This window comes from Chryseobacterium sp. KCF3-3 (assembly GCF_045865955.1).
GTDB lineage: Bacteria > Bacteroidota > Bacteroidia > Flavobacteriales > Weeksellaceae > Chryseobacterium.
The window spans coordinates 351196-375277 of the sequence record NZ_AP035792.1; the positions used below are offsets into that span (position 1 = coordinate 351196).

Consider the following 24082-nt stretch of genomic DNA (forward strand, 5'->3'; position numbering starts at 1 on the left):
TCACAAATAATAAATACTGAATTTGTAGTATAAGTTCCACACGAAGGGATTCGTGCGAGAGCGAGGCAGCTGTTCAAATGCTTTATCTTTGAGGTCTCCTGAAAGTATTACATCCTTATTCTGCATACCATCTGGGTCAGTGAATCTAATGGGATTGTTATATGCGTAAGCGTAAGTAGACCAGCGACGGGATATTTCCGCCAGTGGATCTACAACACCCCATCTTCCAATATCAGACATATACATCCTTGCTCCATAATCATTCCATCCGGTTTCCATCTGCTTTTCTTTTCCTTGCGAGGTATATGTATAATTCGGTGACATAGAGCCGGCAATATTCAAATCTCCGCCAAATTCCAGCCCAAAGGGATAGTAATCTGTTGTCCTGTCGATTGCTGCATTTCCCGATGCATCTCTAAAGAACACCACTCTTATGTTTCCAACCTGATCTATAATATAATGGCTTTTCTAAGAGATAGAAAAAGACCACCACAATTGCAGTGGTTTTTTATTTATCTGCCACACGAAAGGATTCGTGCGTGAGCGGGGAGAATTATTTATCATCTTCTAAATTTTCACACTCATAATCTATTAAATTATATACTAAAATATTTTCATTCCAATTTATCTTAATTATTGTTTAGAATCAGTGCAACATTTTTTTTCCATAAATACTCTTACTTCATTTTCATTACTAATATATTTATCTTCTTTAAAATACATTGCATCTATAAAAGCATCATCCTCACTAGATTTTGGTAAAGAGTTTACATTGAATTTACCTTTTTTAAGATATTTTTTGAAAAAGGAATTAATTTTCAAGGTTGTATTTTTTGAGTTTATTTCATAAATAATTGGCAGACCTTTATAAGTATAAGAATAATATTTCTTCCCGTTGATACTATTAAATGATCTTGGGCTAACATTAAATAAATATTCATTACCACACTTTTTTGATAAGGAGATTAATAAAAATTTATAGTCTTTTTTATTTTCAATATAAGAGTCTAAATTTCTGTAAAAATCTTTTTGATTGGTTTGAGATTTTACAAATTGAAAAAATATTATACAAAATAAAATGTAAAATATTTTATTGCTATTTTTTAAACTTACCACCATATGCTTCTAAAATTGTTTCTGAATTATAGATTATTGTTGTATCATATTCATTTGCATATATGAAATTTTTAGATCTTGGGAATTTGGCTGACGTTGCCCGATCTCCAATTTCAGTTTTCTCATAGAATTTAAATTGATAATTATTTTCTGCTTTTGGAAATTTTGTCATTAAAAAACCACTTGGATTTAAAGGTCCTGATATTGGAAGATTTTTACTCAAGAATCCTGGATGAGAATGCCCAAAAAGTGTAACATTATAACCATCACCTACAAGTGAAGTCATCCCAGATACATCTCTTGGTTTATGATCTGTACCGACAAACGTAAAATTGCTTTCTGTAAGTATTCCAAATTCATTATCAGAACTTTTTGCAGCATAGAAGAAATAGTTTAATGCTGTAGTCTCATTATTTCTTCCAAAATCAATATAATCAAAACCACCTTCCGTTTTTTTGCTATTTTTTTCTACAAATCCTTTTTCTCCAACATCCACACCTTTATCATTATTTTCTTTTAACTTCCGGTTTTCACCTTCTCCTTCAAAATTACTGGATGAATATACTACATCCCTTTCAGACGTTCCTCTATTATGGAGATAACCATTTCTATCTATTTCAAAAATATCTTTCCCCTGTCTCCCATCCGGATCAATAAATCTCAAAGGATTATTAAACGTATAATTATAGGGGCTATGTCTTGTCATTTTCTCCGCCAGCGGGTCAACAACACCCCATCTTCCTATATCAGGCATATACATCCTAGCTCCATAATCATCCCATCCAGTTTCTATTTGCTTTTCTTTTCCATTATATGAATAAACATAATTTGGAGAAATTGAATTAGCAGTGTTTAGGTCTCCACCAAACTCCAATCCAAAAGGATAATAATGGGTAGTTCTGTCTATTTTCACATTTCCGGAAGCATCTTTATAATACGCCAATCTGATGTTTCCTAAATGATCTGTATAATTGTAAATATACTTATTCTGAACGAAATCATAATACCCTTCCGAAGTAGGCACAAACTGTAATATCTGATCGTTATATTGAAATCCATCCAGATAGTCTGTAGTAGAGGTGGTTTCTATATTTGCTTTGCCGGCACCGAAGGTATACATCTTTTTAAGCTTGGTGCCATCTGCTTTGTATACATATTTTGTGTTGACATTAAAAAGCAGATTGTAATAATCCCGTGATTTATACAAAGAATTGAATTGTATTTGATTGGGAAGGTTCAGGAAATTGTAACTGATCTGCAGTATTCCTTTATCAACATGGCTGGTCATATTCCCGTTACTATCATAAGGAATCTCATTTCCTGATACGTCAGGGTAGCCAGCATAATTTCCGGAAGAATCATTAACTTTAGTGAGTCTATTCCCGGTGTAAGTATATCCCAGATTATCCATCACTACAGCTCCTACATTTGATAATAATCTGTTTCTCTTCAGGGTCTGGATATTCCCGTTGACATCATAGCTCAGGGCTTCATTATAATAATTATTCTGGGGTACAGTGGCATTGGGCTCAGAATAGATCCCGTTTTTCAATCGGTCTAATCCATCATACTGATAATTATACCTTCTAAACGTTCCACCGTCAGCAGCCTGCCAATCTATCTCTGCAATATTACCATTGTACTTTCCTGTAGAAACTGTGGAATACGCAGGATTATGGTATTTCAGTTCATAGGCAAAAAGCTTCCCATTTAAGCTCGTAGGATCATTCACTTTGGTAATCCATCCGCGGATATTGTAGGTCTGGTTTATAGACTGTAACGGTGTACCCGTGGTATTTCCTGTCTTTTTATTGGTAAGCTGTCCCAGATCATTGTAAGTGTTTTCTACCAGCAGTTCTTCTGGCTGGCTGTTCACTTTGTGATAATGCTTCAGCAGTCTTTTCTGCCCATCATACACAAACGTTTCTTTGATCACCACTTCTGCATCTGTATTCCCTTTTTTGTGATAGGTATAGCTTTCATCTACAGCACTGGAGAAATCAAGCTTAAATTCCTTTTTGGTGTACCCACCTAAATGATTCCAGCTTTTTTCTGCTACTTTTCCTCCTTTGGTATTGTAATAGAAATAGGTTTTCGTCCAGTTATCATCTTCAATATTTTTCACATAAGAGGCGGTGGTCAAACCTTGAGTATTCGCACCTCCGTTAAGAGCCTTGTCATCGTTGATTACATATTGATCAAGAATTTTTGAAGGAGGAAGCTCCTTGGCATCTCTTGGATAAGAGTCATAGTAATTAACTGTAAGCAACGTGGTAAAGCCTGGCAGGAAATTGTTGGTGTAGTACACCATAGTGCCATTTTTATTAAACCCAATTGCTGTAGGACTTTCACTAATCACCTGAGTCCCTATCTGGTTTTGCATAGAGGCTCTGTCTCCACCAGAAATAAGCCCTGTGTAAATGGTACGACCAAAAGTATCATACTTGGTTAGCAGCCATTGTCCTTTAGTTTTCAGGTTCACATCCTGAGTTAGTACTGGTCGGTCTGCTGCATCATACACTACAGATTCCCAATCATCTCTTCCCGGAAGTCTTTTCTCTACCTGTCTGTCCAAACCATCGTACCTGTACTGGTAACAATAGGTGTTCAAAATATCCGTGGTAACGGTATTGTTATTTTGTTCAATTTTTTTGAGCGCCAGCGCAGGAATCACAAATGCCTTTTGCCCATATTCATTATAGACATAATAGGTGTCTATATTTTGTGTTCCATCTGTTCTACGCACCAGCATCGTTTCTCCACGTCCGTTCTGAAACTGGATAACCGGAGTTCCGTCTTCATCGGTTACCGTATTTTTGTACAGAACCCCCGCATTATAAAAGCCGCTGCCTGGTGCTATGGATACAGAAGAAATGGTCTTGTTATCTGTTCCTGCGGTAGCTGTGGTTGTATTGGTGATAAATTTCTTCACCTCTGTACCCAGGTTCACTTCATATTTAAGCTTTTGCGTATGTCCGCTCGCCATCTTCCAGGGATCACCTGGCTGGGCGACTTGCTTTACCCTGTCTAATGGAGAATTTTCAATCTCCTTTTCGGTGTAGGCATTGGTTGTGCCATAATAAGAATTAGCTGTACTCTCATTCACAATTCCGGTATGGATCGCAGAATTAAGGGTGTTAGCCGGAACAGGAAGAATATCCTTAGCCTGTCTTCCAAACCCGTCATATATAACTGGGGTAACCAGGTCTTTTCCTGTGGTGGTGGCTTTTACGCTAATGATCTGTTTGGGTCTTCCTAATCCGTCAAAATAGGTAACTGTTTCTGTTTTCTTGCTGCAGTCTCCATTTAAACAGGTTTTGGACTGTATATAGTTTTCTGTGGTGCTTTGTGCAAAGGCCGTCATCGCTGTAAACAGCAGACCTAAAAGTTGTATTTTTTTCATGGGTGTTTACTGTTTATAATTATACTTGAATTCTTTAACTACCTTATAGCTATAGGTTCCGGTGTTGTCTCTTTCCCTTATCTGAACCTGTTTCAATCTGTTAGCTGAGTCATAAATATAGAGTTCTCTAACTCCTGAAGGTGGAGTAATAGTGGTTACTCCTACTAAAGGATCGTAAGTATATTTGGTGGTCATTCCAACAGGCTGAAAAGCATCAAGAGCCACTAAGAGTTCAGCTTCTTTGGTGGGATCAGCAGCATCTTCATTGGATTTCGCTACCATAGTAGTGATCAAACCTTCCACCTGACTATACAATACCCCTACAACTTTGGCAATGGGTCTTGTTTTGTTGTATCCCCACACAATACTTACCGGAGTACCGTCTTTCTCCCTGTATTGAAGAATATTTCCTTTGTCATCATATTTTTCATAGGTAACTTCTTTAGAAGAAACAGCAGGACTCAAATTATCATAAGAGTATTCAGATAATGGAAGTACTAAGTTTCCGGTGATTGCATGAGGCAAAGAAGTTGGATAAATAGTTTCTTCTCTTGACGTTACTTTAGTAATATTATTTACTGTTTGCTGGGTTTTTGTTTCCATTGGAATACCTACCATGTTTTTTGAGATCATCAGCTGATTGCCTTTTTCATGGGCGTACTGATAGGTTTGAATACTAACATTACCATCCGCGTAAGTAATACTTTTGTTAAGTAAATTTCCCGTATTCAAATTATAATCAAGATTTGTATTTTGGGTTATGTAGCTTTGATTGAATCTAATACTATCTGTTATTTTGGTTGGCATATAGTTGATAGCCTCATGTTTACTATTATCGGGCTGGCTAAAATTATATTTAGGCATTCCTGGTCCACCGGGAACATAGGTTGATGTCTGTTTTATTGCAGTACCATATACAGTACTTTTGGAAATATTTTTTATTGTAGATTTATTTTGAATAGTCTTTTTAAGAAAGTTATTATCATTGGCAGCATATACTGTTTCATTTTTTAGCATACCTATAGAAAGGTTATCATTGTACCGGGGATCTGACAATCCAACAGGGGAATAGTATTCTGTGATGATCCTCCCTTTTGAATTACTGTTATTATCTAATAATTCTTTTGCTACACTTTGGTATAAAACAGGGCTTCCTCTGTAAGGAGACAAAGGATAAATATTATTATAGCTATAATATTTTGAAGAATAATAAACAGGGAAAAATCCAGCTCCAGAACTCCCACCTGCACTGTCTCCTGGCGATCCTGTCTCACTGTAGCTTGAAAAAGAACCGGAATAGAATTGAGGCTCCTGAAGCAATAGCCCTGTGCTTTTATTATTACTTGTATAATTATATTGAGTTGTGGTACATACGTTGTTAAAATCACAGTTTTGTACTTTTTTTACTCTAATACCACCGATTGGCTGGTCATAATCAGACAAGAAATTCTTAATAGAAACTGAAATTTTCGCAGTACATCCATAGTTAGAATATGATTTTACGTGATAAGTACCATTTGGCAAATATATGCTCGTAGTTTTGGTCCGGGATAATGGGGATGGCTGCCACGTATTAGTGGGTTGTGGATCTGACCAAAGCCATGTTTTACTATCTTTAAAAAGATTAACTGAAGGATTTCCATCTTTATATATTGTGGTTTCTGCTGTTCTGAGCTCATCAGATACTGGATAATTAGAATCATTATTCAGGAATGACGTTATCTTTACTTCAGTTTCAGAATTATTAAGTGTATTTATTGTAAAAGTATTATCAATAGTTTCTCCAATGGCACGCGATGTTGAAGCGCCTCCTGTATAATATATTCCTGCAGTTTCATAAGGTAAACTCATCTCACCATTTGCATGTACAAAATTGGGCTCATAAGTTATTAAAGAATATCCTTTAGTAGGATAAATAATTTTGGTAAGAGAGCCTATTTTGGTATCATCAAAATTAGGCTTCATGCTAGGTCTGGAAGATGGATCCGTACTATTTGTAACTGGCTGGACTCCACTGTTATAATAACCCCATAAGTCTTTTTTGAGAACTATACTATTAACATTGTTTGGATTAGGCATTGGGGTAATTATTTGATCGGGATAATTGGAAGTCATATCATATTCCATCTGAGCTACTGAGATTCCATTATGGGTGACTTGCTGAAGATTTCTTCTCCTCCAAAGCCAATCGGAATAGGTGAATTCAAACTGATCTGTTATTGTTTGACCCGTATTTTTAACCTTTATATTGGAAATAGTTGCTATTCCTGCTTCACTTAGATTTTTATTATAGCTAATCTCTATAATAGAACTGCTGGTTGTGATTTTAGTTAATAACGGCGTGGTTACCCCGTCAGAAGAATAATTGTTTACATTTCTATTTGTATCGATTACTCCTGTCTGAGAATGTGATTCAAGGATTTTTGTTTGAGATACATGAGCATCTAATAATTCCCCGGCATTATCCCCATATTCAAATAAAATTTTATTAGAAGAGTCGGGAAAACTAATTTCTGTAATAAGATAGGATGCTACATAATCAGGATGTTCAAGTTCCGGAGCATAGGTATGTCCTGTAGATAATGTTGAAAATTTATAGATAATTCCTCTGTCATCAACAACTTTAAAACTCGTCCCTTCAATTGCAATAACCTGATAGTTTTCATTCTTAATAAATACCGGATTATTATTTTTGTCCAAATAAAAACTGGCATTTATATCCCCGATATTCATGGTATATTTATCAGTTTCTCCATCAATTAAACCATTAAGTAACCCCATCAAAATTCCATGGTTTGGGCTAGAAAGAGTTACATTGCATTCTGTGTCATAAGGGGCTCTGTGATTGACGAAATCATCAATTTTTGATTTATCTGTTTTGTGGTATTCATCATTAAGGGCTTTTATACTATGCAGAATTTGTCCACCAATATTAAATGTCCAGCCAACTCCGGCGTAGCCCGGGATTTCATCCAGTAATAATCCGGAATAATTATAGGAAAGATTAACAGGCAACGAAAATTCACCCTCTTTAATATCAAATAAAGGAATTGTATAATTAATTCTTCCTGTTGAAATATCTACTGGTATTTCAGATACTTTAGCCATTGCCATTGCTTGAGGAGAACTTCCAAAAATTTTAGGCACATATTGATTATCTATGGCAGCTGTAGTCCCTTGTGCGAAGGTGTTTGTTCCAAAAATTGAAGAACAAACCCAGATCCATAAAAATATTTTTTTTCTTATCATCTTAGTTATTTTTTTATCAATTTGGCATTCGCCGTTTTATTGGTATCCGTTTTTATCGTCACCAGATAAGCTCCCTGTACCAAAGCCTGGGTATTGATCTTAGTCACTCTGTTTTTGGTTTTTATACTTTGAAGTTGTCTTCCGCTCATATCATATAAGAAAATATCAGCATCCTTAAAACCCTGTCCTGAGCCTGTCGAAGGATCAAAGCCGATTTCCACATAAGCATAGTCAGATACTGGATTTGGATAGATCTTGATATCGTATTTCTCGATTAACTGATCAACCTGTTTGTCTCCCAGTTTTACAATCTTCCAGTTTTCTTTTCCAAGTTCTTCTGCACTGGTTCCCGCAAGAATAATTGAACCATCCCTGTTCAGCTTTAAATCAGAAAGCCTTTCTTCTTTTTGTCTGGATTCTCCTTTGACATGTTTTCTCCACTGCTCATTTCCGTTTTGATCTAAGTACAACATCCAGAAAGTTTCATCATCAGATTGAATTCTTCCTTCAGCTTGAGTATAACCTCCTAAAAGAATGCCTTTAGACTTCTCACTTCCATCTTCCAGCCTACCGCTTACTACACTCATGCCCATCAGGATATCTCTGTTTTTGAAATTGTAGGACTTTTGCCACTGTTCATCACCTCTTTCATTGAGAGCAATCAACCAAAGGTCTGTTCCTTCTTCAATGCCTACCGTTTTATTACCTGATCTTTCCGATCTGGATTCTCCACCAATGATAAAACCCGTAGAAGTTAAAGCCAGAGTTCTCAAATGATCATCTCCTTTTCCTCCAAAGTTCTTCTCCCATTCTACCTTTCCGTCTTTGTCTAATTTGACAATCCAATAGTCACCCTCACCAAAGTTTTCAGTTTGTTTTGAGTTTCTGGAGACGGGGTTCGGGTTTTGAACGTTTGATGCAGAACCCGCACCTCGCATCCGGGAACCTTGTTCAGAACCCGAAACCCGAACCTCGGAACTTCTCGAATAAATCCCAAGTAGCGCACCTCCATCTCTCGTTGGGATCATCTTCTCTACTTCATCCAGGCCTTTTCCGCCTAAAATCAGTTGTGAGAGTTCTTTTCCGTCTTTGTCTAATTTTGTGATTAAAACATCTTTGGAACCATAGCCTTTTGTAGAATTTTGAACATTCCCTGCAACAAAGAATCCTAAATCTGTAGTTTCGATTACAGCTGTGGCCTCTTCGTCTGAGGAACTTCCCAAGGTTTTCTGCCACAATTCATCACCAAATTCATTGATTCTGATCAGCCAGATGTCTGAACCGCCCTTGGAATCGTCTTTTTTATCAAGTCCTTTTCCTGAATAGGATGTTCCGGCTAATAGAAATCCACCGTCCTGCGTGGTAAAGGTTGCTGATAGATAGTCATGATTTGATCCCGAGAAGTATTTTTCCCAAGTCTCATTCCCTTGCTGATCAAGTTTAATCAAATGAAAATCGTAACCGTTGTTCTGCTTACTTCCAGCCTCCAGCTTCCCGCTTCCTGACTGTATAGAACTTCCCGTTATCAGATATTGCTGATCAATGGTTGTGGTGACCTGGCTTAGAAAATCCTGGGTAGAGGATTTAATATCACGCTGCCACTGAATCACCTGGCCAGAAACAACCAGAAGAGTGCATAATGTAAATGCACAGAGATAAATTTTCTTCATATAATTTTATTAATTTATGGGTTAGTGTGATAAATAATCTGTAGATAGAGATTGTTAATCCGTATTTCATATCATACAATAAGCCACATATATCACCAAAGCATACTGTATTGTATTACCAATATGTAATTGAAAAAAAATCTGGAAGTATGGATGTTTTCAGCGCCTGTTCGGGAAAACATAAGAATTTTGAATGGTATGGGGGACTCTTATTTTTTACTATCTATTTTCATCATCAGTTATTTTTCAAGTTGTTATTTGTGTTTTATTGTAGGATATTCAGCATTGTGAATATGATAAATGTATCTATTAATTGTATAGATACCTAGTAGGTTTTGTTCTAAAGCATACCTAAAACTTCTAAAAATACAGATTAGGTTTAAGAATCCTTCAATGTTCGGTAAATTTACCAGACATTATGCCTATTACTGTTTCCTGTACGTGCGTGATGAGATAGGGATAAATTCGGTTGAGGTATCTGTTTCGGACAGTCTTATAATAAAATACCGAAGACTAAATACTGGCTTTTAAGTTAATGATATTTCGATTGAAATAGACTTTGTTAATGAATTGCACAACGAATAATTGATAATTGAAAGTTATTGATTGCATATCAGCTGATTTCAGTGTTTTCCACAACTTATCCACATGTTATCCACAGTACAGATAATTTTAAAAGCCTTATCTTTGCACCGCTTATAAAACATTTATGAAATACGCAAAAAATATCCTTGAAACGATAGGTAACACACCGCTGGTAAAGCTTAACAAAGTATTAGGTGAAGATTTTCCGGCATTAGTATTAGCAAAAGTAGAGACCTTCAATCCTGGAAACTCCGTAAAGGACAGAATGGCTCTTAAAATGATAGAAGATGCCGAAAAAGACGGCAGATTAAAACCTGGAGGAACTATTATTGAAGGAACTTCCGGAAATACAGGAATGGGATTGGCACTGGCTGCCATCATCAAAGGGTACAAATGTATCTTTGTAACCAATTCTAAACAGTCAAAAGAAAAATGTGATATTCTTCGTGCTGTAGGTGCTGAAGTAATTGTTTGTCCTACTGATGTAAAGCCTACCGATCCACGTTCTTATTATTCAGTTTCCAAAAGACTGGCTAAAGAAACGGAAAACGGATGGTATGTAAACCAATATGATAACTTGTCCAACAGAGCTGCTCACTATGAATCTACCGCTCCGGAAATCTGGGAACAGACTGAAGGAAAACTGACTCATTTTGTGGTAGGAGCCGGAACAGGAGGTACAATTACAGGATGTGGAACATTCTTTAAAGAAAAAAATTCGGATATTAAAGTAATTGGAGTGGACACTTATGGTTCTATTCTGAAGGAATTCCACGAAACAGGTGAACTTCATTATGATCACGCTTACACTTATATCACAGAAGGAATCGGGGAAGATATCATTCCTGAAAACTATGATATGTCTGTGATTGATCATTTTGAAAAAGTAACGGATAAAGACGGTGCCATCTACGCCAGAAAACTGGCTAAAGAAGAAGGTATTTTCTGTGGATATTCTGCCGGAAGTGCTATTGCATCTTTGATTCAGATGAAAGATCAGTTCACGAAAGATGATGTAATTGTAGTTTTACTTCATGACCATGGCTCAAGATATGTAGGAAAAATCTACAATGATGAGTGGATGAAGGAAATGGGCTGGTTGGAAGATAACAAATAAGCTAACTTATACATGATAAAAAAACGGAGCAAAATAATTTTGCTCCGTTTTTGTTTTTATTAATCGATTTTAATTTTCTCTTTCAATGTATTCTTGAGAAAACTGTATTCTTTCTCATTCATTGATTTTCTGGGAAACATATAACTGTATTTTCCTTCCAGAGAAATAAATTCATGAGTGCTGTCGAAATATTCAAAATCTTTCCATTCGCTGGTTTCTTTTTCGCCATCAATATTCACTGTGAAAAAGTTGTTATCAAATCTTATCTCGTATACTTTACATCTTTCAAGTGTGCTCAGATAATGATTCACCTGTTTTTTCCATCTTGAAACTTTATTAACGCTTACAGATAAGAAAACAGCACAAAGCAAAAATATAAAACTCAGGAAGTATAAAACGCCTGCATTCTCTTTACTCATAAAGTCTTTTAATAGAAAAACAATGAAAACGATGACTGCAGCAGCTATGGTAATGATAGTTTTACTTTTCGTAGTAGGTGAAAAAAGCAGACTTCCCTGATTACCGCTAAAATAAATATCTTCAAAAATCTTCCTGTCCGGTTTTAGTGTAATCACCTTTTCTTCATTCATAATTATAGAGTTTGCTTTAAAAAGCTACAAAACTAAACTAAATATCTTCATATTGATCACTTATGGCAGAAAGTTTATTCATCAGTTCTCTGTTTCTTCGGTTCAGGGCATCCAGTTTTTTCAGCATATTATGAATCACTTCAAGGCCAGGCAGATTAATCTCAAGATCGTAATGCCAGTTGGCAAATTTTTCCAGATCGGGCAGATCTTCATACATCAGATAATGAATATTGTTTTCAATCTGAATATTCAGCAGCCCATAGTCTACAAGCTCATCAAAAAAAGTGATTTCTATATTATAGATTTTTACGAGTTCTTCCCGTGATATTCTTTCAATCATAGCTTAGGAATTTTTTAGTTGTTCAAAAAGTTCTTTCTGCTTTTCGGTAAGGTTGGTAGGCAGTTTCACTTCATAAGTTACAAAAAGATCACCGTGTTCTCCTTCTTTTTTATAGACAGGAAAACCTTTTCCTTTGAGCCTTACGGTCATTCCGGTTTGAGTTTCCGGTTTCACTTTAAGGTTTACACTTCCATTGAGAGTATGCACTTTTATTTCTCCACCTAAAACAGCTGTGTATAGATCAATAGTTACTTTGGTTTTCAGATCATCACCGATTCTTTCAAAATCCGGATCAGCAGGGATATTGAAGGTGATATATAAATCTCCGTTTGGTCCTCCATTTACTCCGGGATTCCCGTGTCCTTTCAACTTGATCTGCTGTCCGTCATACACCCCTGCAGGAATGGTGATTCTTACTTTCTTTCCATTGATTTCAAAAGTTTGCGGATGGGTTGTTGCGGCGTCTCTTAAATTGAGATTCAACTCGGCAGTTATATCCTGTCCTTTGAATTTACCGGAAGCTCTTCCTCTCGAACTTTTACCAAATCCACCGCCTGCACCGCCAAACATATCCTGGAAGAAATCTGAGAAATCTTCACCTCCACCAAAGTCTGCCCCGGAATATCCTCCGTTATAACTTTGGTGTTGATACTGTCTTTGCTGTTGCTGTTGGGCTTTTTCGTATTCTTCGCCGTGCTTCCAGTTTTCTCCGTACTTGTCATATTTTGATCTGTTTTCCGGATTACTCAGAACTTCATTAGCTTCATTCAGTTCTTTGAATTTCTTTTCTGCTTCTTTGTCTCCGGGATTGAGATCGGGATGATGTTTTCTAGCCAATTTTCGGTAGGCTTTTTTAATATCATCCTGTGTTGCGCTTTTATCTACGCCTAAAATTTTATAGTAATCTATATAAGCCATAGAAATGAGGTTTACCCAAATTTATGAATTTTAGGTCTGAAAATTGTATAACAGAATGTTAAAAATAAACCTATCTTTGATAAAAAGCCATACATGAAAGATGTATTGAAAAACTACTCCGGAATCATATTTTTACTTTTGGGAATCACGATTGGAAGCATCATTGGAATTGTTGCACCTGGTATTGTGGAATACATTAAACCTTTGGGAGATATTTTTCTGAATCTTCTTTTTGTGAGTGTAGTTCCTTTAGTATTTTTTGCCGTTTCCAACTCTATTGCTTCTCTGGAGCAGCAATCAAAATTCGGAAAGATCATTCTTGTGATGGCACTTACTTTTCTGTTCTTTATTCTCACAGCAGCAGTGTTTACGATATGTGCAGTATATCTTTTCCCTGTTTCCGGGGTCTCAGGAAGTTCTGAGATGATTACTGAAGCAGCCAATGAGGATACATGGGGCAACAGGATTGTAAGTTTCTTTACTGTGGGAGAATTCACGGAGCTTTTCTCAAGAAGGAATATGTTGGCTCTTTTGGTATTTGCTTTTCTGACAGGGTTTGCAGCCCGAAAAACAGGAGAAAAAGGACAACCTTTCAGAGTTTTTATTGCTTCAGGATATGAAGTAATGAAAGAGCTTCTTTTGCTGGTGATGAAGCTTGCCCCTATTGGTCTGGGAGCCTACTTTGCTTATCAGGTAGCGACTTTAGGACCACAACTTTTTGGATTTTATGCTAAACCTTTAGGGTTATATTATATTGCAGGAGTTATTTATTTCCTGGTATTCTTTTCTATCTATGCATTCATGGCGAATGGACAAAAAGGAGTCAAAAGTTTTTGGACAAATGCGATCTACCCTACTTTGACTGCAATAAGTACATGCAGTAGTTTTGCAACAATGCCAGCCAATTTACAAGCTGCTTCCAAAATCGGGATTCCGAATTCTATTGCCAATCTGGTGATTCCTATCGGGACTACTTTGCATAAAAACGGATCTTCGATGTCTTCGATTATCAAGATCTATGTGGCATTCTTAATTATTGGAAAAGATTTTTTTGATCCTGCCAATCTGCTTTTAGCTTTAGGCATTACAGTCTTTGTGAGTATTGTTGCCGGTGGTATTCCTAATGGCGGATATATTGGCGAAATGCTGATGATTTCTGTTTACAAATTACCTCAGGAAGCAATTCCTGCCGTAATGATCATCGGGACTTTGGTAGATCCTCTGGCTACCGTTCTGAATGCTGTGGGAGATATCGTTGCCGCTATGTTTGTCAACCGGTTTGTGAAAGTCTGATTGCGGTTTAACTATCTTCTTTTAACCCATGAACTCATTTTTTAAAAGCATTGGCTTATACAACAGCCTCATTATTGATCTCAATATCAATAGTGCAGAACTTGTACAGAGATTAATGAAAGTAACTTATAAAACCAATACCACTTTCATCTCATTAGAAAAAGACAGTACAATTCCTACTCGGTTTGAATACCGGGGAATGATCGATGCAAACAGTTTTACAATCAAAAGAAGAGGAAGGCTGTTTGATATGAACAGAAGTAATCCTGTGTTTCATGGAACTATTTCTGACAAAAATGGGATATCATCTGTAGCGATAGAATTTTTTCCATCAGGATTTCAGATGTTGAATTGGTTTTTTATTCTGTGTTTTTGCTTTTTAATAGGATTCGTCAGTATTACAGGAGGTCAACAAGGTCTTATGGTCGGGGCAGTCGCTTTCATAATAGCAATCACTCAATATTTTATCTTAAAAAGAGGAATTTCGAGAGGGAAATATGAATTTGAAAGAGAGCTTATTTATATTGCACAAAAGCCTTGATTCTTTACCAACACTTGATTTCATAGCTCTTATTCACTACGTTTCACGGGCTCTAAATTTTCATATTCTTCAGGGGTGAAAAGTCTGTAATGAACTTTAAACGTTTTTCCCAAGGGAGTTTCCAGCGAAAAACCACCAGGTCCGAAACCATCAGTCACATCCAAGGTAAAATGTGAATATTTCCAGTATTCAAAAAGGTCACGGTCTATCCAGAACTCATGTCCATTAATAGTACCAATCATTGCATCATTCATTCTCGGAAAGAATCCTCCTTTTTCGAAACATTGTGGCTGGGTTCCTTCACAGCATCCGCCTGCCTGATAAAACATCAGGGGACCATATTGCTCTTCCAGCTTGTCAATTACTTCAAGCGCCTGTTCCGTTGCGGAAAGTCTTGATATTTTTGTTTCCATTGTTTTTATTTTGGTTTAATGCCAACTTTATACAGCCACAAGAGTCACAAAAGCTTTCATTTTAAAACACTTTAGCCTACTTAAAAGTTTAGAGGGCTTCACTGATAAAAGATCCCGGTAAAATAAATTCTAACCGGGATCAGCAACACATCATCAAATTAATTTGAGCCGGCAATATCTAAAACGATTCTGCCGTCGATTTGTCCTTTTTTCATTTTATCAAAAACATCATTGATATCTTCTAATTTTGCGGAAGTGACTGTAGCTTTCACCAATCCTTCATTGGCAAAATCCAATGCTTCCTGCATATCTTTTCTTGTTCCTACAATGGAACCTCTTACGGTAATTCTTTTCAGAACGGTTTCAAAAATAGGAAGTTCAAAAGATCCGGGAGGAAGTCCATTGAGGGCAATCGTCCCTTTTCTTCTTAAAACATCTATTCCCTGCTTGAAAGCGATAGGTGAAACTGCTGTAATCAAAGCACCGTGCATTCCACCAACTTCTTTATGTAAATATTCTCCAGGGTCTGTATTCTTTGCATTGACTACAAGGTCTGCACCTAATTTTTTTGCCAGTTCAAGCTTATCGTCTGCTACATCAATAGCGGCTACGTGCATTCCCATTGCTTTTGCATACTGAACAGCTACATGTCCCAGTCCTCCGATTCCTGAAATGGCTACCCATTCTCCGGGTTTTGTTTCTGTTTCTTTCAATCCTTTATAAACTGTGACTCCGGCACATAAAATAGGAGCAATTTCCAGAAAGTTGACATCAGATTTCAAATGCCCTACATATCTTGAATCTGCAATAACATATTCAGCAAATCCGCCATCTACACTGTAACCTCCATTTTTCTGGGCTTCACAAAGGGTTTCCCATCCCGTAATACAATAATCGCAGCATCCACATGCACTGTACAGCCATGGAACTCCTACGGCATCTCCTTCTTTTACAAAAGCTTCGGGGCCGCAGGCTACTACAATACCTACTCCTTCATGTCCCGGGATCAGCGGTATCTTGGGTTTTGCAGGCCAATCGCCATCTACCGCATGTAAATCTGTGTGACAAACTCCACAGGCGATGACTTTAACAAGTACTTCATATCTTCCGGGTTCTCTTACAGGTACTTCTTCTATTTTCAAAGGTTGACCGTAGCCCTGAACTACCGCCGCTTTCATTGTTTTTGGAATCATATCTTATTTTTTGGATTGAGTTATTTGGGGTTATTTGTTTTTATCTCCGTGTTTGAACAGGAAATTTCCCTGCGTGAGGGATAGGAAGGGCGGCGAGGAACGAGCCGGTGCGGAATGAAATGGAGCACCGAAACGAAGTGCAGCCCGGGATAGCCCGACCGGTTTGCCCTGGATAAAGCCAAGGCAATCGGGCACGTCCTAAATAATATTAAAAGAAACCTAACTTATTCTTATTGTAAGAAATCAGCATGTTTTTGGTTTGACGGTAATGATCGAGCATCATTTTATGATTTTCTCTTCCGATTCCTGATTGTTTGTAACCTCCGAAAGGTGCTCCGGCCGGATAAGAGTGATATTGATTCACCCATACTCTACCTGCTTCAATCTGGCGTGGAATATTGTACAACTGGTGAGCATCTCTCGTCCATACTCCAGCTCCAAGTCCATAGATGGTATCATTGGCAATTTTTACAGCTTCTTCTTCATCTTTGAAAGTGGTAAATGCCAGCACCGGACCGAAAATTTCTTCCTGGAAAATTCTCATTCTGTTGTTTCCTTTGAAAATGGTAGGCTGGATGTAGTAGCCACCTTCCAGATCTTCTCCCAAGTCGTTAACAGCTCCTCCTACAAGCACTTCTGCTCCTTCTTCTATTCCCAACTGAATATAGGAAAGGATTTTATCTTTCTGAATCTGTGAAGCCTGCGCTCCCATCATCACGGTTTTATCCAGTGGATTTCCAACTTTGATGGCTTTTACTCTTTCGATTACTCTTTCGATAAAGGCATCTGCAATACCTTCCTGAACAAGAAGTCTTGAAGGACATGTACAGATCTCTCCCTGATTCAGGGCAAAAAGGACTGCTCCTTCTATGGCTTTATCTAAAAATTCATCATCGGCATCCATCACCGAATTGAAGAAAACGTTCGGCGATTTACCTCCCAATTCCAGCGTAACCGGAATGATGTTTTCTGTAGCATATTGCATTACAAGTCTTCCTGTAGCGGTAGAACCGGTAAATGCTGCTTTGGCTACTTTCGGATTGGTAACAAGAGCTCTTCCAAGTTCTGCTCCGAATCCGTTGACAATATTAATAACTCCTGCAGGTAAAAGGTCACCGATCAATTCCATTAAAACCATAATGGAAACGGGAGTACTTTCTGCCGGTTTTAATACGACACAGTTTCCTGCAGCCAATGCCGGAGCCAGTTTCCAAACTGCCATTAATATTGGGAAATTCCATGGGATAATCTGTGCAATGACTCCAAGAGGTTCGTGAACGATTAAGGAAACGGTGTCTTTATCCAATTCGTTATGCGATCCTTCATCAGCACGGATCACAGAAGCAAAGTATCTGAAATGATCAATGGCTAAAGGTAAATCTGCTGCCAATGTTTCTCTTACAGCCTTTCCGTTATCTATTGTTTCTACTGTAGCAAGATATTCTAAATTCTGTTCTATTCTGTCTGCAATTTTATTCAGAATGATACTTCTTTCTGTGGAGGAAGTATTCTTCCATGTCTGAAATGCTTTTTCAGCTGCATCTACCGCTAGCTCCAAATCTTCTTTGGACGAATGTGCTACCTGAGTAAATTTTTTCCCATCAACTGGGGAAACTACGTCAAAATATTGTCCTTTGACAGGTGGAGTGAATTTTCCATCAATATAGTTATCGTATCTGTTTTTGAACTCCGGACGCTGTAAAAGTGTCGTTGATCTTGGTTCTGTAATAGTGCTCATATTAGTATTGTTTTTATTTTTTCGATACTACCAAATTACACTGAGAAGCCAAAAAGAGTATAGCACAATCGTATAAAAAAAGTGGAAAATAGTGCAAGGGGTTCAATTTTAGTATTTTATTAACAGCAACATACTCTCAAATTTTCTATATTTGAGTTACCTCCGATTCAAAAAATTTTAGAAATGAATAACAATAGTAAGATTTTATTAAATACTCCTGAATTACGTAAGGAAAACCAACTATTGAGTCTTGTTGAAAACCAGACGAAATTCAATCTAAATAATTGTGAGTTCAGTATTTATGAGACTCATAAGGCTGCTTTTGATGTAAAGCTTCATTTTGAAAATATTGCGTTTACGGCAATGCTGAGAGGTAAAAAACATATGAAACTGGATAACAAAACCAGTTATTTCGATTACTATCCGGGGGAAAGTATTCTTGTAGCACCGGGAGAAACTATGGTCATTGATTTTCCTGAAGCGGATGAAACGCCTACACAATGTATTTCTTTAAGTTTAAATCCTGATTTCATTGAGGATTCTCTTAATTATCTCAATTATCATCTTCCAAAGGTGGATGAAACTTCACAATGGAATATTCAGCTGGATGAGTATTTTCTGTTTAATAATAAAGCGCTGGCTTCCGCTACCAACAATATCATGAGAATTGCGATGGATGATAACTCTCAAAAGGATATTATGGCAGATTTTGCATTGAAAGAGCTTCTGATCAGGTTGATGCAGACCCAGGCAAGAGGCATGGTGGAAAAAAATATTGTTAAAAATAAATCCAGGATAGGTTTTGTGGTAGATTACATTAAACGAAATCTGCACCAGAAATTGTCTATTGACAGTATTGCCAAACTGGCTTATGTAAGCAAGTCTAATTTCTTTAAAATGTTCAAAGATGAGCTGGGAACTTCCCCAAATGATTTTATTCTGCAGGAAAGAATTACAAGAGCAAAGGAATTATTAGCCAGCCAGACCAGCATCAAGGAAACTGCTTTTCAAACCGGATTTTCAGATACCAACTATTTCACAAGGGTATTTAAGCAACTGGAAGGAGTGACTCCGAAAAGCTATCAGGATAGGACCTTCATCAGATAGCTTCACAGAAATAAAAAAAGAGCCCCATTACTGGGACTCTTCTTAAAAAATATATTAAAATTAAATCTTAATATTTGTCATTCTGTTTAACGTTCGGGTTAGCAGAAATTTCTTTAATTGGAATAGGTAATGTATATCTGTAATCACCATTTGGAAGATTTTTCACATCGATAATATCATCTGTAGGGTTTCTGTCCATAGATACATTAGCCGATACCGCAAGTCTCTTAAGGTCGATGAAACGGTGTCCTTCAAGTGCTAATTCTACTCTACGCTCTTTCAAGATATCTGCATAAGCTCCTTGCACAGATGAATAAGTAGGTGTTGTTGCTAATCCCTGGAAATTTCTCGCCTCTCTCACCTGCTGAATTTTATCATGAGCTGCCGCAAGATTTCCTGCTGCTACCTCAGCTTCTGCAATAATGAAGTACATTTCAGATAATCTGAAAACTTTAACATCATTTCTTGTAGATGTGCTTAATTTTCCTGGATATTTGTCAATAACCAATCCATCAGTTCTGGTATTTCCAGCTGTTGCAGAAGCATAATCTGGATTTGGTTTTGATGAAGGGTCTACATAAGCATATTTTCTGATATCTCCAGGAGTATTTTTAAATATGTTATATAAGTTTCTTCCCCAGAACCACATTGGCGCTCCTGTAATATTAGACTGGTTGGTATTCCATTTTCCACCTATAGCAGCACCTGCTCCCAGCGGAAGTCTGTTAAGAGAGAAAATAACCTCTCCATTCTCAGTATCAGCCCACATTCTTCTAAATGGATTGAAAGAACCTCCTGCGATACCATTTCCATTACTTTCATCAATTCCTCCATAGAATGCAATATTCCATTTAGCACTAGGTTCTTCTGTGAAAGGTCCCGATTGGAATACAGAACCATCAGCTTCAGTTACAGGAACTGCAGCATTGGTACCTGTGATTGGTGTTGCAGCTGTAAGAGAAAGACCAGATCCAGCAATTACCAATTCTGCATTTTGCTTAGCTAATGCCATTTCACCTCTGTAAAGGTTAAAACGAGCAGCAAGAGCGTTTACAAAATTCTTATCTACCTTATATCTTCTTGGAGTTGTAGAGTTTCCTAAGATACTTCTTGCATAATCTAAATCAGCATTGATAAAGTCGTAAACATCCTGATTTTTAGCTCTTGGCAATTGCGCTTCTGTAGAAGGAACATCTTTCAAAAGGATAACTCCTAGAGCATTAGGATTCTTCATATCGCTAGAGAAATAAGCTTCAAGCTGCACGTAGCAATATGCTCTGATGGCTCTAGCCTGTGCTAGAATAGCATTGTATGTATTCTTCTCATCAGCGGAAGTAGGTGTAATTCTCTTTGCCCCTTCAAGAAGTCTGTTAATTCTGTTGATAACTTTATAGTTATTCATCCAGATTCCATCACTTGCAACTGTACCTACAGTACCTCCTGTAATAACAGGACTGGACGGATCAAGGAAATGTCTGTGTAGAGTATATTCCTGCCCTCCACTACCAGATCCTGGTTTTACTTCGTCTGTAAATACTGCTGTGAAGTAGATTTCATCAATTGGATCTAACTGAGCGTATACAGATCCATTTAAAACTTCATTAAGGTTTGCAACACTTGTATACAGGTCTTGCTCCTGTAATTCTCCTGCCTGCTTTATATCAAGTGCGTCCTGGCAGCTGTTCAGCATAAATGCTGCAGATGATAAGGTCGCTACAACTAATATTGTATTTATAATTCTTTTCATAATTCTTCTCTATTAAAAATCAACATTTAAACCTACAGATACGGTTTTTGGGTTAGGGTAAACATTTAGTGAATATGAAGTAATTGGTTCTGGATCAAATCCTTTCCAATCTGTCCATGTATAAAGGTTTTCTGCCTGAACAAATACTTTGATTCCTTTTACTGGCAGTTTACCTAACTGACTTTTGCTAAAGTTGTATCCAACAGAAATATTTTTAAGTCGGATAAAGTCGGATCTGTGTAAGAATCTGTCTGAAGATCCTAAGCTTAAGTTACTTGCTTTTAATGCAGGTATATCAGTATCTCTGTTATCAGGAGTCCAAGCATTTAATAAGTCAGCTGAAAGGTTTCTTGTAGCTGCTGCACTTGGGTCCATAATCCATGATTGTAAGTTATCATAGATCCATCCCCCTTGTTGGAAAGAGAATAAGGTATCAAGGAACCATCCTTTGTGCTGTAAGTTGAATCCAAAACCTCCTGTAAACTTAGCATATCTTGATTTTCCAGTCAATACTCTGTCTGCAGACGTTGGAGCCTCAGTAATGTTTCCGTTTTTGTCAAGGAATTGTAAGTTTCCGTTATCACGGTTTACACCAACATAGGAATATAGCTGATATTGACCAGCAGGTCCTCCGATTGCATTCACTACATCTCCAGCAAGGTTTTCGCTGTTCATAGAAACGATTTTGTTAGAGTTGTATGCACCGTTAACAAAAACAGAGAATTTTGTATTTTCGTTTCTGATCACGTTGTACTTGATCATCCCTTCAATACCTTTGTTATCAAGAACCCCGTCGTTCCCTCTGATTGAGTAATAACCTGTAACGGATGATTTTTGAAGATCATTGAACATTCTTGACGTTCTTTTCTGATAGTAATCAACGCTACCTTCAACCAATCCTTTATAGTTGAAATCCAATCCGATGTTGCTTTGTTTTACCTGCTCCCACTCCAGGTAAGGATTTGATAAGTTAACAAAGTTATATCCTAATAGATTCTGGTATCCTGAGAAACCGTTATAAAGATCAAGGAAGTTGTTTGGAAGAAGTGCTAACGGGTTAGCGTTATCACCAGCAATTCCTAAGTTCTGGTTACCTGTAGTACCGATTGAAGCTCTTAACTTCAATAATCTGAATCCGGAATTAGCCATGAATTCTTCTTTGTCAATATTCCATCTAGCTGCTACGGACCAGAAAGTCTCCCATCTGTTAGTAGGAAGGAAACGGTAAGAACCATCTCTTCTTACAACTCCACTTACACCATACTTATCTTTATAGTCATAGTCTGCTGTTGCAAAGTAAGCTAATGTACCAGCAGTTACTTTGGTAGCACTGTTAGAAGGTCTGTAGATGTTTGGTGTATCCGGATTGAAAGGAATATAGCCAGTTCCTGCACCAAATTCCCACTGTAATGGATTAAGTCCGTTTTGTCTTTGTGAAGTTGAGCTCACGTGAGCTTTGATGTAATCTAAGTAAGCACCAGCACTAATCGTATGATCTCCAAAAGATTTATTGAATGTAATGTTCGTAATACTGTTGAATGTCAGATCTCTTGTTGTTGAGAAATCTTCGAACCCACCATATGTAGAACCATCTCCTTTAGCAACACTGATAGCAAGGTATCCTAGTGGTGATCTTGCAAAGTTTCTCTCGTATTGCTTGTATTCAATCCCTGTTCTGTTTCCAACGCTTAAATAGTCTGTAATTTTATAGTTTACATTGGCATTGGCAGAGATACTTAGTTCTGTAAATCTGTTTCTGATCCCTCCATTGATGTTATCTTGAAGGATCCAGTGTCTGTTATTAGTAGCATCTCCTTTAATAGCATTATATAACTCCTGTCCATTTGCATATGGAGAAGGTGTTGCATATGGTAATGAAAGAACACTTCCAAATAAAGGATTTTGCAGTGTATTATTGGAAATCCCTGTGTTTGTTTCATCATCCAGCTGATTTCTTCTGGAATATCCTAATCCCATGATAGCCCCAAAGGTTAATTTCCCATCCTTAGACTTACCATTAAGGTTATTTCTCATCGTAAATCTTTTGAAGTCTGTAGATTTTACAGTTCCTTCACTATCAAGATATCCTAGAGATAAGAAGTTATTAATATTTTCACCACCACCAGTAATTGAAAGGTTGTGCTGCTGAGAAATACCGATACGGGTAAATTGCTTACTCCAATCTGTATTAGTACCCCAGTTATCAATGTCTTGTTGCGTTAAAGTTTTACCTTTACCAGTTTGTAAGTTCTTTTGAAGTTGTAAAAGTTGTCTACCGTCTGACATGTTATAGTCAGAAGTAGGCAATTTACTGAACGAAGTTAATGCATCGTAAGATACCTTAAGTCCAGAGTTAAATTTTCCTCCTTTCGTCGTAATTACAACAACTCCGTTCGCAGCTCTGTTACCATAGATCGCAGTTGCCTGAGCATCTTTCAGGATACTGAACGTATCAATGTCATAAGAGTTCAGGTTTCTGAACTGAGAACCTGAAGTAATTACCCCATCCACAACATATAGAGGGTCCGTAGAACCATTAAGGGAACTAGCACCTCTAATCAAAATATTGAATTTTCCAGAACCTGGAGATCCAGATGCTGAATTCACTACAATCCCGGGAGCAGTACCCTGAATAGAGTTCAGTACCGAGATATTAGGTCTGTTTTCTAAGGTTTCAGCACCAACAGTTACTGAAGATGTAGTCGTTTTAGCTTTAGTAGCAGTCTTGCTATATCCTAAAACAACAACTTCCTCAAGTTTTGTCTCCTTGTCCTTACTGTTCTTAGAGTCCTTTTCCTGAGCTAATACAGTCTGTCCTGTAAAAAACAGAACTCCGACTGTCAAAACGCTTAATTTCACATTCATATTAACAGATTTTAATATATTCAAGGGACAAATATGTCAATAAATATCTGTAACATCAATTCATTAAACTCTGAAAACAGGCTTACAGAAAGGAGAGATTCACACTCATACTTAAAAAATGATGGAGAATAATTTTAATTACATTTAAAAAATTAACAAAAAATAAATCAATTTATACATTAACGGAATTTTAATAA

General features: G+C 37.2%; 17 protein-coding genes. 4 read left to right on the forward strand and 13 right to left on the reverse strand.

Annotated features, from left to right (window positions below; genetic code table 11):
* The 5 genes from ACKTTZ_RS01635 to ACKTTZ_RS01655 all read right to left on the reverse strand — a co-directional run bounded on the left by ACKTTZ_RS01635 (position 1) and on the right by ACKTTZ_RS01655 (position 9438).
* Positions 1-426 carry an RHS repeat-associated core domain-containing protein gene (locus ACKTTZ_RS01635; protein ID WP_407847062.1) on the reverse strand — a complete coding sequence of 142 codons (426 nt, stop codon included), beginning with the start codon at positions 424-426 and terminating at the stop codon, positions 1-3.
* Between the two features lie 207 nt (positions 427-633).
* Positions 634-1119, reverse strand: a complete 486-nt coding sequence (locus ACKTTZ_RS01640; protein ID WP_407847063.1) for a hypothetical protein — start codon at positions 1117-1119, stop codon at positions 634-636.
* A complete protein-coding gene (locus ACKTTZ_RS01645) occupies positions 1097-4519 on the reverse strand; it encodes a DUF6443 domain-containing protein (RefSeq protein ID WP_407847064.1) in 3423 nt (1140 codons plus the stop codon). The genes ACKTTZ_RS01640 and ACKTTZ_RS01645 overlap by 23 nt, the downstream gene beginning before the upstream one ends.
* Before the next feature lie 6 nt (positions 4520-4525).
* Positions 4526-7768, reverse strand: coding sequence for a hypothetical protein (locus tag ACKTTZ_RS01650; RefSeq protein WP_407847065.1), 3243 nt, complete (start codon positions 7766-7768; stop codon positions 4526-4528).
* A gap of 5 nt (positions 7769-7773) precedes the next feature.
* Complete coding sequence (locus ACKTTZ_RS01655; RefSeq protein ID WP_407847066.1) at positions 7774-9438, reverse strand: T9SS type A sorting domain-containing protein; 1665 nt, start codon at positions 9436-9438, stop codon at positions 7774-7776.
* Positions 9439-10147: 709 nt separating this feature from the next.
* On the opposite strand from ACKTTZ_RS01655, the gene ACKTTZ_RS01660 reads away from it, so the two are divergent.
* Positions 10148-11140, forward strand: coding sequence for a PLP-dependent cysteine synthase family protein (locus ACKTTZ_RS01660; protein ID WP_407847067.1), 993 nt, complete (start codon positions 10148-10150; stop codon positions 11138-11140).
* 59 nt (positions 11141-11199) lie between these two features.
* Here ACKTTZ_RS01660 and ACKTTZ_RS01665 read toward each other — a convergent pair whose 3' ends face one another.
* From ACKTTZ_RS01665 to ACKTTZ_RS01675, 3 genes are read right to left on the reverse strand one after another with little or no spacing between them, the layout of a single operon-like run.
* On the reverse strand, positions 11200-11730 hold the full coding sequence (locus ACKTTZ_RS01665) for a hypothetical protein (RefSeq protein WP_034695149.1): 531 nt from the start codon (positions 11728-11730) through the stop codon (positions 11200-11202).
* A gap of 37 nt (positions 11731-11767) precedes the next feature.
* Positions 11768-12070 (reverse strand): chaperone modulator CbpM, encoded by a 303-nt coding sequence (locus ACKTTZ_RS01670; protein ID WP_034695148.1) that lies wholly within the window; start codon positions 12068-12070, stop codon positions 11768-11770.
* Positions 12071-12073: 3 nt separating this feature from the next.
* On the reverse strand, positions 12074-12988 hold the full coding sequence (locus ACKTTZ_RS01675; protein WP_407847068.1) for a DnaJ C-terminal domain-containing protein: 915 nt from the start codon (positions 12986-12988) through the stop codon (positions 12074-12076).
* A 93-nt stretch (positions 12989-13081) separates the two neighbouring features.
* On the opposite strand from ACKTTZ_RS01675, the gene ACKTTZ_RS01680 reads away from it, so the two are divergent.
* Entirely contained in the window at positions 13082-14281 is a 1200-nt protein-coding gene (locus ACKTTZ_RS01680; protein ID WP_407847069.1) for a dicarboxylate/amino acid:cation symporter, read from the forward strand.
* A 28-nt stretch (positions 14282-14309) separates the two neighbouring features.
* Positions 14310-14822, forward strand: coding sequence for a hypothetical protein (locus ACKTTZ_RS01685; protein WP_253317104.1), 513 nt, complete (start codon positions 14310-14312; stop codon positions 14820-14822).
* Between the two features lie 29 nt (positions 14823-14851).
* Here the strand turns inward: ACKTTZ_RS01685 and ACKTTZ_RS01690 are convergent, their stop codons facing one another.
* The 3 genes from ACKTTZ_RS01690 to ACKTTZ_RS01700 form a co-directional block, all read right to left on the reverse strand.
* The gene (locus ACKTTZ_RS01690; protein ID WP_062674311.1) at positions 14852-15235 is read right to left on the reverse strand and encodes a DUF779 domain-containing protein; all 384 of its coding nucleotides are present in this window, start codon (positions 15233-15235) and stop codon (positions 14852-14854) included.
* Positions 15236-15393: 158 nt separating this feature from the next.
* Complete coding sequence (gene adhP, locus ACKTTZ_RS01695) at positions 15394-16428, reverse strand: alcohol dehydrogenase AdhP (protein WP_407847070.1); 1035 nt, start codon at positions 16426-16428, stop codon at positions 15394-15396.
* A 208-nt stretch (positions 16429-16636) separates the two neighbouring features.
* Positions 16637-18166, reverse strand: coding sequence for an aldehyde dehydrogenase family protein (locus ACKTTZ_RS01700; protein ID WP_034695141.1), 1530 nt, complete (start codon positions 18164-18166; stop codon positions 16637-16639).
* A 183-nt stretch (positions 18167-18349) separates the two neighbouring features.
* Between ACKTTZ_RS01700 and ACKTTZ_RS01705 the strand changes: the two genes are divergently transcribed.
* Positions 18350-19273 (forward strand): AraC family transcriptional regulator, encoded by a 924-nt coding sequence (locus ACKTTZ_RS01705; protein WP_051934302.1) that lies wholly within the window; start codon positions 18350-18352, stop codon positions 19271-19273.
* Positions 19274-19340: 67 nt separating this feature from the next.
* Here the strand turns inward: ACKTTZ_RS01705 and ACKTTZ_RS01710 are convergent, their stop codons facing one another.
* Positions 19341-21020 carry a RagB/SusD family nutrient uptake outer membrane protein gene (locus ACKTTZ_RS01710; RefSeq protein ID WP_034695138.1) on the reverse strand — a complete coding sequence of 560 codons (1680 nt, stop codon included), beginning with the start codon at positions 21018-21020 and terminating at the stop codon, positions 19341-19343.
* Positions 21021-21032: 12 nt separating this feature from the next.
* A complete protein-coding gene (locus tag ACKTTZ_RS01715; protein WP_034695136.1) occupies positions 21033-23885 on the reverse strand; it encodes a SusC/RagA family TonB-linked outer membrane protein in 2853 nt (950 codons plus the stop codon).
* Positions 23886-24082 lie beyond the last annotated feature (197 nt).

Excerpts from the sequence above, each read along its gene's own strand:
- ACKTTZ_RS01640 (WP_407847063.1), bottom strand. The coding sequence starts at position 1,119 with ATGGTGGTAAGTTTAAAAAATAGCAATAAAATATTTTACATTTTATTT.
- ACKTTZ_RS01645 (WP_407847064.1), bottom strand. The coding sequence starts at position 4,519 with ATGAAAAAAATACAACTTTTAGGTCTGCTGTTTACAGCGATGACGGCC.
- ACKTTZ_RS01650 (WP_407847065.1), bottom strand. The coding sequence starts at position 7,768 with ATGATAAGAAAAAAAATATTTTTATGGATCTGGGTTTGTTCTTCAATT.
- ACKTTZ_RS01655 (WP_407847066.1), bottom strand. The coding sequence starts at position 9,438 with ATGAAGAAAATTTATCTCTGTGCATTTACATTATGCACTCTTCTGGTT.
- ACKTTZ_RS01660 (WP_407847067.1), top strand. The coding sequence starts at position 10,148 with ATGAAATACGCAAAAAATATCCTTGAAACGATAGGTAACACACCGCTG.
- ACKTTZ_RS01665 (WP_034695149.1), bottom strand. The coding sequence starts at position 11,730 with ATGAATGAAGAAAAGGTGATTACACTAAAACCGGACAGGAAGATTTTT.
- ACKTTZ_RS01670 (WP_034695148.1), bottom strand. The coding sequence starts at position 12,070 with ATGATTGAAAGAATATCACGGGAAGAACTCGTAAAAATCTATAATATA.
- ACKTTZ_RS01675 (WP_407847068.1), bottom strand. The coding sequence starts at position 12,988 with ATGGCTTATATAGATTACTATAAAATTTTAGGCGTAGATAAAAGCGCA.
- ACKTTZ_RS01680 (WP_407847069.1), top strand. The coding sequence starts at position 13,082 with ATGAAAGATGTATTGAAAAACTACTCCGGAATCATATTTTTACTTTTG.
- ACKTTZ_RS01685 (WP_253317104.1), top strand. The coding sequence starts at position 14,310 with ATGAACTCATTTTTTAAAAGCATTGGCTTATACAACAGCCTCATTATT.
- ACKTTZ_RS01690 (WP_062674311.1), bottom strand. The coding sequence starts at position 15,235 with ATGGAAACAAAAATATCAAGACTTTCCGCAACGGAACAGGCGCTTGAA.
- adhP (WP_407847070.1), bottom strand. The coding sequence starts at position 16,428 with ATGATTCCAAAAACAATGAAAGCGGCGGTAGTTCAGGGCTACGGTCAA.
- ACKTTZ_RS01700 (WP_034695141.1), bottom strand. The coding sequence starts at position 18,166 with ATGAGCACTATTACAGAACCAAGATCAACGACACTTTTACAGCGTCCG.
- ACKTTZ_RS01705 (WP_051934302.1), top strand. The coding sequence starts at position 18,350 with ATGAATAACAATAGTAAGATTTTATTAAATACTCCTGAATTACGTAAG.
- ACKTTZ_RS01710 (WP_034695138.1), bottom strand. The coding sequence starts at position 21,020 with ATGAAAAGAATTATAAATACAATATTAGTTGTAGCGACCTTATCATCT.
- ACKTTZ_RS01715 (WP_034695136.1), bottom strand. The coding sequence starts at position 23,885 with ATGAATGTGAAATTAAGCGTTTTGACAGTCGGAGTTCTGTTTTTTACA.